Raw genomic sequence first — 14,164 nt, 5'->3', positions numbered from 1 at the left:
CAAGAAATTTCCAAACTGCAACCGCATGCGTTCGTATTTGCCTTTGCGCAAGTTGCCGAAAGGATAGGCAGGAATAATGGCCTTTTCACGGACGGAGGGGCGATGGAACGATTGCTGCCGTACTACGAACGCGAACTGGTCATGCTGCGGCGCCATGCCGGCCGGTTTGCCGCGCGCTACCCGAAAGTGGCGGCGCAATTGCAGCTTGACGGCGGACAGACTGCGGACCCGCAAACCGAGCGGCTGATCCAGTCGGTCGCGCTGCTGGCGGCGCGGGTGGCCATGCGGATCGACGATGGCCATGCGCATGTGACACAGGCGCTGCTTGAATTATTGATGCCGCATTATCTGCGGCCATTTCCCTCCTGCGCGATTGCCGGGGCGCCTGACGGGAGCGGTGTTCCCCGTGGCGCGGAACTGGAGTCGGCCCCGGTGGGCAACCTGCCGTGCAAGTTCCGCACCGTGTATCCGGTCGATGGCAATGTGGTCCAGGTCCGCGCGGCCGGCTTCGGTGCGTTGGCCGCGGCGCCGCTCAACGTGGCGTTGCCGGCCGGCGCCGGTGCGGTGCTGCGCATCGAATTGCATGCGCCGGAGGTGGAGACGGCGCGGCTGTATATCGATGGCGAAGCGCCGCTGTGCGCGGCGTTGCGCGATGCGCTGTGCATGCAGGCGCGCTGCGCGTGGGTCGAGCATGGCGGCGCATGGGCGGCATTGGCGGAGGTGCCGCTGTCGCCCGCCGGCTTCGCGCAAGACGAAGCGCTGCTGCCGCCGGACGGACGTTCCCATCCGGCACAGTGCCTGCTTGCGGAATATTTCGCTTTTCCCGCCAAGTTCAATTTCATCGACATCGACGTGGCGGCGCTGCGCGCCTGTGCGCCGGCTGCGGACGGAACCTATGTGTTGCACGTGGCGCTGGCCGGTGCCGGTCCGGATACCCATGCGGCGCGCATGCTGCGCCATGTCTCGGCAGCCAACCTGCGGCCCGGCTGCACACCGGTGGTGAACTGGTTCACGCAGCCGGCCGAACCGGTGCATGTCACGCACGAGGAACTCGACTACGCGGTGCGCGCCCATCCGCGCACACCGGCGGCGTATGAAGTGTTGTCGGTGGACCGGGTGGTGTCGATCGGGAAGTCCGATGCGGAGGAGCGCGGCGGTGCAGAGGCTACCAGTGGCACGGAGGAGGAGTTCCGTCCGTTCTATGCGCTGTGCCATGGCGAGCAAAGCACGGGACGCTATTGGATACTGCGCACCGACGACATGCTGGCCTCCAGCAGTCCCGGTTATGAAAAGCGGCTGACCCTGGTGGATGCGAACCGCCGCGTGCTGGCGCTGGAACCGTGCACGCTGTCGTTGCGACTGACCTGTAGCAACCGGGACTTGCCGGCACGACTGCGCGACGCCAGTTTGCAGGGCAACGGCTTTACCCTGCGCTGCGTGTGCATGCCGCAGCCCGCGCTGCGGCCGCCGGCGTGCGCCAGCCTGCACTGGCGCCTGATTTCCCACCTGGCGTTGAACCAGCGTGCGCTGGCGCCGCAGGGGGCTGGGGCGCTGCGCGAATTGCTGGCGCTGTACGACTTGCGCGGGGATGCGATCACACGCCGTCAGATCAGCGGCATCACCGCGCTGGACCAGGCGCCGGCCACCGCCTGGCTGCGCCACCCGGGCGGGGCGTCGCTGGCGCACGGCATCGAAGTGCGCCTGACGCTGGATGAGGAAGCGTATGCGGGCAGCGGGATCAGCCTGTTCATCGATGTGCTGGATCACTTTTTTGCGCTGTACGTGCAGGTCAACAGCTTTGTCGAGCTGGTGGCGCTGTCGGCGCGCACCGGAAGGGAACTCAAACGATGCCCACCCCGCAGCGGCTACGCCGGTCTGGCGTGATCCAGCGCTTGCTGGATGAACCATGGCGCTTCAACTTTGAGCAAGCATTGCGCCTGCTGTTGCGCTGGCTGGCGGCGCAAGGTGTGACGCAAGACGAGGCGTATGCGCATGTGCTGACGTTTTGCAACAGCCTGTCGCTGGCATTCCCGGCGGCGGAGCTGGTGGCGCTGGACGTCACGGGTCTGCTTGACGAGCAGGTGCCGCCTCTCGAAATCGCGTTGACGCCGGCATTCATGGGCTTGCTTGGCGGGGCGGGCGCGTTGCCGCTGCATGACACCCAGCATATCGCCGACTTGTCGCCCGGCGAACAGCGCGCCGGCGTGTGCGCCTTCATCGATTTGCTGTCTGCGCGCATGGTGGCGCTGTACTGCCAGGCCGGTGAACTGCGCCGCCTCGAGCATGGACTGGCCACCGGCAGTGACGATGGCTTGCTGCCATTGCTGCTGGCGCTGTCCGGCACCCAGCCGTGCCCGGAACACCCCTACGATCACGTGGCCGCGTATTACGCGGGATTGCTGCGCATCCGCCCGGTCTGCGCGTCCGCCATTGCGCAAGTGCTCAGTGGCTACCTTGGTGTGCCGGTGGCGTGTGTGCAGTTTGCCGGTGGCTGGGAAACCGTGCCGCCCGAACGCCGCACGGTGCTGGGGCAGACCCGCCCCATTCTCGGCGGCGGCGCCATGCTGGGCGACCGCCTGCTGCGACCGGAGCGTGGCGTGCGGCTCGACATTGGCCCGCTCTCTGGCAGTCAGCTGGAACGGTTCCTGCCCGGTGGCGATGCGTCTATGGCGCTGGTGGCATTGCTGCGGCTGTGCGCCGTTCCTTCCCTGGCGTTCGAGGCGCGCTTGCTGCCAGCGCCGGACACCATCGGCCCGCTGGTGCTGGGCCCGATGGCCCAGCGGCGCCGGCTGGGCTGGGACAGTTTCATGCCGGACCGGCACGGGCGGGTGGCACGGGCGGAAGTTTGTTATGTGTTGAAGTTGGAGCAAGGGGGCTGAGTATGGACGGAGCAAGAACGTGGATACAGTCGGTGCTCGATGGCGACAGCCAGCACGGCCGCTTGCTGACGATGGATTTTCCCCGTGGCGACGGGCCGGAGTATGCGGTGCTGCTGGTCAATTCCCTGCATGCGCGCGAAGAATTGTCGCGCAGCTTTCGCTACGAGGCGGAACTGCTGTCGGATGATGCGCATATCGCGCTGACGGCCATGATGGGCAAGATGGTCACCATTTCACTGGTGCGCGATGACGGATCGCAGCGCCATTTCAATGGGAATGTGACGGAGTTTTGCCTGCTGGGCGCGGACGGCGGCCTGGTGAAGTACCGCATGGTGCTGGAGCCGTGGATGGCGTTCACCCGGCTGCGCCAGGATTGCTTCAGCTTCCATGGCCGCACGCTCAGCGAGATCACGGAACTGACCTTGCGCCACTGTGTGCAGCATGACTGGAACATACACTTGTTCTACGACGATCCGGCGATCACCTGCGCCAACCAGTACAACGAAACCGATTACAACCACCTGCACCGGCGCTGGGAAGCGCGGGGCTGGTATTACTGGTACGAGCACCGCGCCAATGGCCACACCTTATGGCTCAGCGACTACTCGGTGCTGGCCAACGCGATCGATGCCCGCGACGGCACGCTGGCGCCAGATGGCATGCCTTTCCGCAGTGAGGCCGGCTCGAAAGAGGACGACAGCATCCACCAATGGCAGGCGGTGCGCCGCATTGGCGCCAGCAAGCTGACCTTGTCCACGTTTGATTACAAGAACCCGAGGCCGCAGCACATCTCGGCGCACACCCGCCATCCGCAGGGCAACCTGTTCGAGCATGAAGTGCACGAATATGCCGGCGCCAGAGCCTATAGCGGCAGCCGCGAAGGCGAGCCGCTGGCGCAGCGGCGCAGCGACGAGCGCGAGGCGATATACCAGGTCTTCGAAGCGTCCGGCAACGACCGCAGCGCGCAACCGGGCCGCACCTTCAAATTGGAAGAACACTTCAGCGGCGATGCGCCGCGTGAACTGGGCGAACCGTCGCGCGATGGGCGCAATTACCTGATCCTGTCGGTGGAACACCATGCCAGCAACAACTACCAGGATGGCCGCCACGCGCAGTCGCATTACACGAATCACTTCACCTGCATCCGCCAGGAGCGGCGCTGGGCGCCGGGGCGGGGGTATCACAGCACGCCGTGTCCCGATCCCGGCGTGCAGACCGCGATTGTAGCGGGGCCTGACGGAGAAGAAATCCACACCGATGGCCTGGGGCGCGTCAAGCTGCGGTTCCACTGGGATCGCGTGGGCGGAATCAATGGCTGCAGTTCGCCGTGGGTGCGCGTGGCGATGCCGGTGGCCGGTTCTCAGTTCGGGCAGATCGGGTTGCCGAGGGTGGGGCAGGAAGTGGTGGTGCAGTTCATAAATGGGAATGGATCATCCGATAGTGACGGGGGTGGTTTACAACGGGGAGCGGTCGCCGCCGTGGGAGTTGGATAAGCAGAAGGCGTTGTCAGGGTGGCGGAGCAGGGAGTTGGGTGGTTCGCGTGGAAACCAGCTGGTGATGGACGACACGCGGGACCAGTTGCAGGCGCAGTTGCGCAGTGACCATTTGCATAGCCAATTGGCGCTGGGGCATATCGTTCGGGTGGAGAGCACTGCGGGGCGGGCCGATGAGCGGGGGGATGGGTTTGAGTTGCGGACGGATGGGCATGGGGTGCTGCGGGCGGGGCGGGGATTGCTGGTCAGCACCGAGGAGCGTGCAGCTGCCGCGTCGCACGTGAAGAGCATGGGCGAGACGTTGCGGCATTTGGCGACTGCCGGCGAGGTGCATCGGAAGATGGCAGAGGAGGCGCAGCGTCACGGTGCACTTGATGCGATGGACCAGCAGGGCGCTGTGGCGTTGGAATTAAAGAAACAGCAGGACGAAGTGAAAGGGCATGGCGGCAGTGCACATCCCGAACTGGCGCAGCCGCATCTGGTACTGGCTGGGGTTGCCGGGGTCGAGACGGTTACGCCGCAGTCGACGCACATCGCCAGCGGAGAGCACACAGCATTGAGCGCCGGCCGGAATGTGTCCTTGGCCGCTGGCGACAGCCTGTTCGCCAGCGTGCGCGAGACGTTTCGGCTGTTTGTGCACAAGGCCGGGATGAAGCTGGTGGCGGCGGCTGGGAAAGTCAGCGTACGCGCCGAGTCGAATGACGTGGAGGTGGTCGCGCAAAAGGTGTTGACGTTGCTGAGTGAATCCGACTGGGTGGACATCCGTGGCCGCAAAGGCATCCGGTTGCATGGTGGTGACTGCATGGTGGAGATCAGTGAACGTGTGCAGTTCTTTACGCCGAAGCCGACCTTATTTCACGGGAACCTGGAGACCTTGGGGCCGAAGAACAGGCCGCAGCCTGAGCCCGAGAAAAAGGAAATGGCCGATGTAAAACAGCGGATGCAGGTCACCTTGCTTGCGCACCCGGACGATACGGCAGGCCTGGCCGATGTGCCGTATGCGCTCTACAAGGGTGACACGCTGGTGCAGGAATCGCTGACCGACAGCGATGGCTGTATCGAGTTCGAACACGAGGACGGGGGGACTGATTATCGGATCGAATTACCCAATGGAGCGGAGTTTGCATTGAAGGTGCATCCGAAACTGGCGGAGCCGGGGGCTGCGGATTATGACGAGCATGTATTGTCCAACCTCGGACGACGGGCGATGGATGATACGACACAAGGGCGGAAGCACGAGTAATTCCATTGAAAGGAATCTGACGATGGCAAAAGAGTATAGCCGGCTGGAGACAACCCATGTCGATGAGGTCAAGCGCAGTGCCGTGTGTTCGGTGCAATGGCTGCCGGAGTCGCCGGTGCCATCGTGGAATCTTGCGCGTACCACGTCACATAACAACCGCCTGAAAATGTACGTTTGCGGGCAAGAAGGTTTTGCTGCCATAGCGGAAAGCATCAAGGCGGCAAAGGAATCTATCGATTTAATTTGCTGGGGTTTTGATCCCGGGATGGAGCTGGTACGGGATGACAGCGGCTTGTGGCCACGTGGCCAAACCTATGGCGACCTGCTGATCGAGGTTTGCAGGAAGAATCCGAAATTGAAAGTGCGTTTACTGGTTTGGTATGACAGGCTTGGCGCCATGACCACAAAGAACATGCCTGGCTATACCCACGACACGCACCCTTGGTATTACATGAGCGGCAAGGAAGGGGCGGAGCGAATACACGCAATGGCCAGCATTAACCGGTTGCGTGATGCCTCGCTGTTGTGGCCCAAGCCAACGGCTTCAACAAGACAGGCAGATTACGCTGATTTGCCTGGGAAATTGTCTATCGATGAGATTTCCAGCTTTGCGCGAAAAGAGTATTGCCACAGCTGGTACATGGCAGCAAAGCAGAATCTGCTGCCTGGGATCGAGCTTCGGGTTCGCACGGGCGATCGCAGCGCCATTGTTGAAGCACTGGCAAGTGAGCCGACAAAACCGGCAGGGCTGACGAAAGTCGAACTGGAGGGCGGCATCCTGGAGCACTTTGGAAGTCATCATCAAAAGACCGTGTTGATTGATTACGCTTACAAAGAAGGTTTCCATGCGGTCGGATTCGTGATCGGCTTGAACAGTGTCACGGACTATTGGGATACCACCGCACATTTGCTGGATGATCCCATGCGTGAACGGGGCGGGAAGAATGAGGCTCAGGAGTGTGTGCAAGAACTATCAGGCGATGCCGGCTTCCGTCATTTGAAGCCGTTCCAGGACTATGGATGCAAACTGGAGGGCGGATGTGCGCTGTACTTCATCTACGCCAATTTCGTTTCTGCCTGGGACCGGGCTGGCAAGGACAAAAAGCAGACAGCGACGAAAGCGTGTACCAGCAAACAAACTGGTTGTGAAAACCCGCCACGCGAGTTGATGCACAAGGCACAGCCAGGCGAATCGACGGTTCGCATAGTACGTACACAGCCGGAAGAGAGCGATAAAAGCATCAAGGAAATGTATTGGCTGGCTACCAGTACCGCAGCTGCCACCGCAAGTTATTTGTATATTGAAAACCAGTATTTTCAGTATGAGGATTGGTCTAAACATTTACTCAACGCGAGAAGGGATGTCATCACTAAATGGCGCCTGGGATGCGCCGCCGCCGGGAAAACCATCGAGGATCTGCCCCTGCTGCATGTGTTGATCGTCATCCCCGCGCCGGAACGCGCCGAGATGATCCCGCGTACCCATGATGCGCTGGCGACGTTGAACCAGCATCACGGGATGGCGGGACAGAATGATTTGATTGATCTCTATAACAAAGGTGAGCGCATCCACAAAGACCAGTATTGGCTGAGGGTGCCGAGTATCCAGCCGGACGTCGTCACACACGCCAACAGCATCAAGAGACCCAGCGTCATGGAGCTGGAAGAGAAGCTGGGTCTGAAGATCTGCGTTTCGATGCTCAATACTTGCGCATTCGAGAAAGGCCACTGGCGCTACCGGGAAATCTATATCCATTCCAAGCTGATGATCGCCAACGATATTTTCTTCACACTGGGCAGTGCCAATCTCAACCAGCGCAGCATGGTGGTGGACAGTGAGCTCAATATGGCGGTGGTTGACGTTCGCCATGCGCGGGACTTGCGAAAGCGGGTGTGGGGTTTGCTCAGCGGTGGTGTTGTAGACGGGGATGGGAATATACAAACGCAATTCAAGGATTGGCGAGAATTGCGGGAGGATAACAAGAGACGCAAGCTAAGCCGCGCGGAGGGGCAGAAACAGAAGCAAATGACGGGTTTTCTTTTGCCCTTCGATGAATCCCGCAATTCGACAAAACGGCTGGGGTAACCATGAAGCGTGCACATGCCGTCGTCGTACTGTTCACAGGCGGAGCACTGATGACAAGCGTTTTCTTTATGGGGGGAAGTATGGCCACATTGCCGGAAGACTTGCCGCGAAACCAGAAACTGCTGCTGTTTCAACCTCATACCAGTACATTTGACTGCACGGCTGAGGCCACGAAATTACCCGTTGTTGACGCCCAGGCGCATGCATGGTTCCGTGAAGCGCGCGCGCTGGAGGCGCCGACCATGGAACTGGATCCCGACTATCCGAAAATAATACGTTTGACCCGCCAGGCGGCGGAGCGGCGCCATTGGCAGGCCATGTTGAATTTGGCGAGCTTTTATGTTGAAGGGCTGGATCCCAAGCATGGCGTTGAAGATGCCGTGAAGTTGGTTGAAGACGGTATGCGGTTGGGCGTGCCTGCGGCATATGACAGGATGGGAACTTACTATATGAACGGTACCGGCGTACCGCAGGATGTCACGGGGGCGTACGCCTTTTGGCAAAAGGCGGCGCAACTGGGGAATCCGGATGCCTTGGCCTATCTGGGCGAAAAATTGTCCGCTGGGCAGGACGGCGCTGGGCACTGGGCCAATATTCCCATTGCCCAAAAAATGATGGAGTGCGCGGTTGGCCAGGGATATGGTCCGGTAGCCTATGAGCTGCATTATATGTACCGGGAGGTCCGGGAGAAAGATGGAAGAATTATCGGGGATCGAACTGCGGAAACCAAAGCGAAGGCATTGACCTGGCTGCACGAGGGAGTCAAGTACGGCTGTGCGGACTGCGCTAGACGACTGGCAATCGAGTTTGGTCGTCCCTTCGATCTGGACCAAATGCTCCCACCCTACGTCGACAAGGCAAGGGGCCAGCGCTACGACATGCTGAACGACGCCTTGGAATTTAATCGAAGCCGCCGCCTCCCTAACCTGGATAAAATCCTCCCACTTCCTCCCGCCGACTTGCCGCCGTGGGACGGCACCCGTGACTCATTGCTGAAAGCCGCCATGGGGGTAACCTTTTCGCCGGACTTGCCGCTCGAAGCGCCACGCCCACCCGGCGACCGGCATTTTGTCGATTCGGCATATCGCCTGCGAATGACAGGGGAAACCACCAATTTGCGGAACGCGCCATTTGCCGGCTACTGGCAACCTTATACAGGCACCGAGCCGGTCAAGAATCAGCGGCCCGCGCTATATGGCAAGAACGAACTCTTCGACACGATTTATGTCTCGGATGGCGTGCGCAGCATGCCGCTAAATGGGATTACCTGGGTGTATCTCGTCACGGTGCGTAACAACGATTATCCAGTTGATCCGGTTGCGGTTCCCGGACTGACACGCAAGGTCGCGCGCCCGGCGCAGCCCATCACGAGCAGCAGCCATGAAGTCAGCAAGGTTGGCGGTATCTGGCAGCCGTGGATGCCGGAATCACACCCTTTACAAGCCACTGTCAATCAGTCCTGGCGCCAAGTCTTCCTGTTGAAAGGACAATCGTTCCCACAGCCCCGGCGTGATTGGCTGCTGGACCTGGATGAAAAAGACGTCACATGGCACCTGATGGAACAAACCGGCCCGGGAATGGTTGCGAAGAACGGAGGCTGAGATGAAACATGAGGGCCGTGGTGTCATCCGGATTGGCGACAAGACCAGTCATGGCGGGACGGTCTTGTCTTCATCGTCAGGCACAGTCGTGATGGGCAGACTGGCGGCACTCGAGGGAGATATGTCTGTTTGTCCGCAGTGCAAAGGTAAGTTCGCACTGAAGCCTGATGGCGCAGGCGCGAAGCATGAAGGCAAGCCCTATGCATATCACGATGACTTAACCGAGTGCGGTGCTCGCTTAATTTCCTCCCTTTCACCAAGCAGTGGAGGAACACATGATGACCAATGCGATGCAGAGAATCCTCAGGAATTCGAAAGCGAGGATGAGACTCAATTTTCGGCAAATGGGCCTTCGGTAAAATTATCTGCGGCGAAAGCCGCAAACCCTGAAAAGGTAAATAACTATTTCAACGATATGTATGGTCCTATTCACAACCTGTCGACACGAATGAAGACCAATGAAGATTTGCTATTTGCGTTATCCTCGGCCGAATGTGCGTGGCTGGACGCCCATAACAGAAGCCTGCACAACCCGTGGGGTCTTACCAAGGCCGGTGGAAATAACTTGTCCTTTGATTCGTTCCAAGCCGCCACAGATTATTTTGAAAACAAAACCCAGTGGGGACGCCGTTTAAAGGAGATTAGTAATATTGATGATTTTGTGAAAGAATTGCTTACTCCGCCAAAATATAATTCAGTCAACCCCTGCTATGAGGTATTGTTGCGACGACAGCTCGAAACGGTAGTTCGACGAAAAGCGATTTGGATGCAATAGCAGGGAAAATAAAATGTTATTGATGACTGGTGTGCTGGCTGGAGCACTCTATTGGAATGATCAACTATCGTTTGGCGTGGAATTGCCAACGGTTTTTCCTCGCTGTACTGGCGCTTCCGATGCACCGGATCGAGGGGTTTACGTATTGTTTAATCGTCGCGAAAGCTGCCCTGATTTAAACAAAGAAAGTTTGTTTGATTACGTTGAGAGAAAGAAAATTCCATCCATGGCAGTTATTGCTTGGTATAACACCGTGGAGGAATTTAATAATTCTTCGGAGTTGGCTAAGGCGTATTGCTCGGAGGGGCAGTATGTTTATCGAAGAAAAGTGAATTATGGAGATGTGTATTATTGTTTTTTTTCAAAAGGACGAAAGATGTTTTTGCGAGGTTTTGTGCAGTTGCATAAAAATTCACAAAGCACTGAGGTGGTCAATGTTGAATTTTATTTAAATAGCGTCAAGCATGCAGGCGAGTACTGGCGTGTGGTCGACAGCTTGGTTAGCTCCTCGCCCTGACGTCCTGATAAATTGACGGTGACGCGCGTGACTCTACGTAGCCATTCATTAAAATGAAGAGAATGCTCTCGTGCTTGCCAACTTGCGCCATGACAATCCACGCGCTGGCAGCGCCATCTGCGCAGCCAGTCGTCAAAACCTGCCAACTCGGCAACCACCGAATGCGGCTGTAAATTGATCGGCCGCAGCCGGGCGGATGTGGGCTAACGATCAGCCCACCCTTGGTTTTTCCTGCGTAGCGGAAGCTCACTCAACCCGCTCACCCGGCATCTCCCGCCCATGCTGCCTTAGCACCACGCTTTCCACCGCACCGGCCGCATTGCGCCGGAAAACCAGCTTCGCATCGACTGCCGCCACAATGAATTCGTCGTGCGCCGTGGCTTGCGCATCGAACGGCGGCTGCCCCGTCGCCTGCACTTGCAGGCCCTGGCGCAGCGGCTGCACCGCCAGTACAAAACCGGGCGCCAATTGGTATTTACCGGTGTAACCGGCCAGCACCTCCGGCGCCAACGCAACCGTGGCGGCGGGCAGCGAAGCACCCGGCACCAGTGCCGCCTGCGCAATATCGTCCACCGGTGCTGAAGTATTGGCCAGCACCACGACAGCGCGCTTGCCGTCCGCCGTCACACCGGCAAAGCCCGCATAGCCGCCGGTCTGGCCGTTATGCCAGACGATGCGCGTGCCGCGCACGTCGCTCAGGTACCAGCCCAGTGCGATGTCCGCGCCCTGCATCACAGGGCGCTGGCGCTGTACGGCCAGCGCATACGGCGTGCCGGCGGCGGCGGGCATCAGGGTTTTCAGGTAGCGCAGCATGTCGGTGGCGGTGGAGCGCAAGGCGCCGGCGCCGGCCATCGTGTCGAAATCCCAGTTGGCGGCGGGCTTGCCGGTGGCGTCGTGGCCTGGCGCCAGCCTGGCGCGCATGGCCGACGTCAGGGCGATGCCGGTCGATTGCATGCCCAGCGGTACGGCAATGCGTTCATGCACCAGCGTGCCATAGGGCTGGCCGGTGCGGGTCGCCAGCGCCACGCCCAGCAGACCGTAACCGAGATTGGAGTATTCGTACGAGGCCCCCGGTTTGCGCGCCAGCTGGTGGCCGCGCAGGAAGGCTTGCAGTTCGGCCGCGCCATATCCCGCGTAAGGATTGGCCATGTCGGGCGGGACAAAGCCGGTGGGCAACCGGGGCAGGCCGGACGTTTGCGTGGCCAGGTCGCGCAAGGTGATGGCCTGGCCCTGCCACGCGGGGATGGTGTAGCCGGGCAGCAGGCGCTGCACCGGCTCGTCCAGCGACAGGCGGCCTGCGGCGGCTTCCTGCGCCAGCAGCAGCGCCGTAAAGGTCTTGGTGACGGAACCGATTTCATACACGGTGCCGCCATCGGGGACACGGCCATCGACCTTGCCGAAGCCATACACGGCCGGCTCGCCGCCTTGCTCCACGATGCCGATGACGATGCTGGCCAGCGCGCCGCTGCCGGTGCGCTGGGTTGCCAGGCTGCGGGCGCTGGCGTCCAGCGCGGGTGCCGCGGCGGCCGGGATGGCGGTGATAACCGATGCGGCGAGGGCGCAGGCGAGCGCCGTCCGCCCCGCCTTGTGGGGGGAACGTTTCATACAAACCTCCGGGTGACGTTAAAAGTTAAGCGTTGACTTGATCGAGCTGGTCGATCTGGCGCTGCAGCTTGTGCGCGCCATACAGGTTGATCAGGATGACCACCAGCACGACAGCGGCAATGAATCCCTCCGCGGCCCAGCCACGGGCAAACGGCAGCGATGGATCGGGATTGGCGTTCACGCCGAGGCGGAACACCACCATGCCCGGCACCAGCGGCGCCACGTACCACAGCCAGACGGAACGCAGCGCGTCGCGCTGGCGGATCAGTTCCGCGCGGTGGAAGTCGCGGCTTGGCAGGGCGGATGCCGCGCCCGGCAGCGGGCGGCTGGACGCGCGCCGGCGCAACTGCCAGACCACCACCAGGGTGCCGAGGATCGACAGCAGGCTGCCGGCGCGCATCAGCGGATCGGGAAAGGCCCACAGGTAGTGCGCGAAGCCCGCGCACACCAGCAGCGCAGCCACATATTCCATGGCATTGCGGCGCGCGATGCGGCGCTGGAACGTGCGGGCACGCTTGGCCAGTTCGGCTTCCTGCAGCGGCGTTGCGGCGCCGGCGGCGGGCGCGGCGCGCCACATATTCTTGATATCCTGCTCGTCCATGATTATCCTTTCGAGCCCAGTTGGCGGGCCAGCAGCGCCTTGATGCGGTGGATCTTGGTGGCGACATTGCGCGCGGAAATGCCGGTGACGTCGCCGATGGCGGCGGCATCGAGATCTTCCAGGTACAGCAGCATCACTTCGCGGTCCAGCGGCGCCAGCTTGTGGATTAATGCCAGCAAGCGTTCCATGTCCATGCGCCGCTCGGCGTCGGCAATGCCATCGCGTTCGTCAGGCACTTCTCCTGCTTCATCGAGGTCCAGGCTGATACGGTCGGCCATGCGGAAGGTGCGCTGGATATGCGTTGCGCCCACGTTGTGCGCGACACGGTAGGCCCAGGTGCGCAGCGAGCACTGTTCCTTGTAGGTGGCAAAGCTTTGCCACAGCGCGACGTGGATTTCCTGCAGCAGTTCCTGGCGCTTGGCGCTATCGCGCTCGTAGCCCATGGCAAAGCGGGCGATGTCCGGCCCGAAGCTGGCAATGGCCTGCGCGTAGCGGTCGTTCTGGCTGGCGCTGGCGGCGTTCAGGGGCGGTCGGGCGGTCATGGCGTGGGCGGATGAGCTGTACTTGAACAGGTAGTCATCGGCCACGCGGGTTTCTTACAACGGCCGGCAAATAAATCTGCCAGCCGTCATCCGCCTTCGTCACCCAGCAGTACATTGAGCATGCGCTGTGGATGCAGCAGGAAATTGCGGGTCACCTGATAGTGTTCGGTGTCTTCGTACGCCACGCGCTGGGTGCCATGTTCGGTACACGCGTAAATCCATGCATCCGGATAGGCCATCAGGATAGGGGAGTGGGTGGCAATGATGAATTGCGAATTGTCGCCGGCCAACTGATGCAGGCGCGTCAGCACAGCCAGTTGGCGCTGCGGCGACAGGGCTGCTTCCGGTTCATCCAGCAAATAAAGGCCATGGCCACGGAATCGGTCCAGCATCAGCGAGAGGAATGCTTCGCCATGCGATTGCGCATGCAGTTGGCGGTCGCCATAACCCTTGACACCCCGGTTTTCCACTTCGGTGGCGACATTGAAAAAGCTTTCCGCGCGCAGGAAGAAATTATCCCTGGGGTAGCGGTATCCCTTTACGACACGCAGGTAACTGTGCAGTTCCGAGTGTGACGCGTGGGTGCTGAAATTAAAATTGCGCGAGCCGCCCTCCGCATTGAATCCAAGGGCGACGGCCAGCGCTTCGAGCAGCGTCGATTTCCCAGAGCCGTTTTCCCCGATGATGAAGGTGACCTTGGGGTGGAATTTCAGCTGCTCCAGGTTGCGTACGACCGGTAATGAAAACGGATAGCGGTCGAACGAAGGAATATCCTCCGTCCGTAACCGAAGTTCCGAAACATAGTGTGTCGTCAGCACGGTA

The 14,164-nt window shown here is 60.5% G+C and carries 12 protein-coding genes; 8 read left to right on the top strand and 4 right to left on the bottom strand.

Annotated features, from left to right (window positions below; translation table 11 throughout):
* Positions 1-102 precede the first annotated feature (102 nt).
* From tssF to AC1RRC_RS13885, 8 genes are all read left to right on the top strand, one after another.
* On the top strand, positions 103-1,884 hold the full coding sequence (gene tssF, locus AC1RRC_RS13920; RefSeq protein ID WP_493056079.1) for a type VI secretion system baseplate subunit TssF: 1,782 nt from the start codon (positions 103-105) through the stop codon (positions 1,882-1,884).
* Entirely contained in the window at positions 1,848-2,879 is a 1,032-nt protein-coding gene (gene tssG, locus AC1RRC_RS13915; RefSeq protein WP_493056078.1) for a type VI secretion system baseplate subunit TssG, read from the top strand. The genes tssF and tssG overlap by 37 nt, the downstream gene beginning before the upstream one ends.
* 2 nt (positions 2,880-2,881) lie before the next feature.
* Positions 2,882-4,372: a type VI secretion system Vgr family protein gene (locus tag AC1RRC_RS13910; protein WP_493056077.1), complete on the top strand. Its 1,491-nt coding sequence runs from the start codon at positions 2,882-2,884 to the stop codon at positions 4,370-4,372.
* Between the two features lie 64 nt (positions 4,373-4,436).
* Entirely contained in the window at positions 4,437-5,615 is a 1,179-nt protein-coding gene (locus AC1RRC_RS13905) for a DUF2345 domain-containing protein (RefSeq protein WP_493056508.1), read from the top strand.
* 22 nt (positions 5,616-5,637) lie between these two features.
* Complete coding sequence (locus tag AC1RRC_RS13900; protein ID WP_493056076.1) at positions 5,638-7,701, top strand: phospholipase D-like domain-containing protein; 2,064 nt, start codon at positions 5,638-5,640, stop codon at positions 7,699-7,701.
* Positions 7,702-7,703: 2 nt separating this feature from the next.
* Positions 7,704-9,302 (top strand): tetratricopeptide repeat protein, encoded by a 1,599-nt coding sequence (locus AC1RRC_RS13895; protein ID WP_493056075.1) that lies wholly within the window; start codon positions 7,704-7,706, stop codon positions 9,300-9,302.
* A 1-nt stretch (position 9,303) separates the two neighbouring features.
* Positions 9,304-10,077, top strand: coding sequence for a PAAR domain-containing protein (locus AC1RRC_RS13890; RefSeq protein WP_493056074.1), 774 nt, complete (start codon positions 9,304-9,306; stop codon positions 10,075-10,077).
* Positions 10,078-10,090: 13 nt separating this feature from the next.
* The gene (locus AC1RRC_RS13885) at positions 10,091-10,594 is read left to right on the top strand and encodes a hypothetical protein (protein WP_493056073.1); all 504 of its coding nucleotides are present in this window, start codon (positions 10,091-10,093) and stop codon (positions 10,592-10,594) included.
* Positions 10,595-10,840: 246 nt separating this feature from the next.
* Here the strand turns inward: AC1RRC_RS13885 and AC1RRC_RS13880 are convergent, their stop codons facing one another.
* From AC1RRC_RS13880 to AC1RRC_RS13865, 4 genes are read right to left on the bottom strand one after another with little or no spacing between them, the layout of a single operon-like run.
* Positions 10,841-12,199, bottom strand: coding sequence for a serine hydrolase (locus AC1RRC_RS13880; protein WP_493056072.1), 1,359 nt, complete (start codon positions 12,197-12,199; stop codon positions 10,841-10,843).
* A 25-nt stretch (positions 12,200-12,224) separates the two neighbouring features.
* Positions 12,225-12,800 (bottom strand): hypothetical protein, encoded by a 576-nt coding sequence (locus AC1RRC_RS13875; protein ID WP_493056071.1) that lies wholly within the window; start codon positions 12,798-12,800, stop codon positions 12,225-12,227.
* Between the two features lie 2 nt (positions 12,801-12,802).
* Entirely contained in the window at positions 12,803-13,387 is a 585-nt protein-coding gene (locus AC1RRC_RS13870) for an RNA polymerase sigma factor (RefSeq protein WP_493056070.1), read from the bottom strand.
* A 41-nt stretch (positions 13,388-13,428) separates the two neighbouring features.
* The gene (locus AC1RRC_RS13865) at positions 13,429-14,160 is read right to left on the bottom strand and encodes an AAA family ATPase (protein ID WP_493056069.1); all 732 of its coding nucleotides are present in this window, start codon (positions 14,158-14,160) and stop codon (positions 13,429-13,431) included.
* Positions 14,161-14,164: the final 4 nt, after the last annotated feature.

Source organism: Pseudoduganella sp. GW821-FHT12E03, from assembly GCF_058807115.1.
Note: the sequence above shows the minus strand (reverse complement) of the source record. Positions and strands in the feature narration are given on the sequence as shown.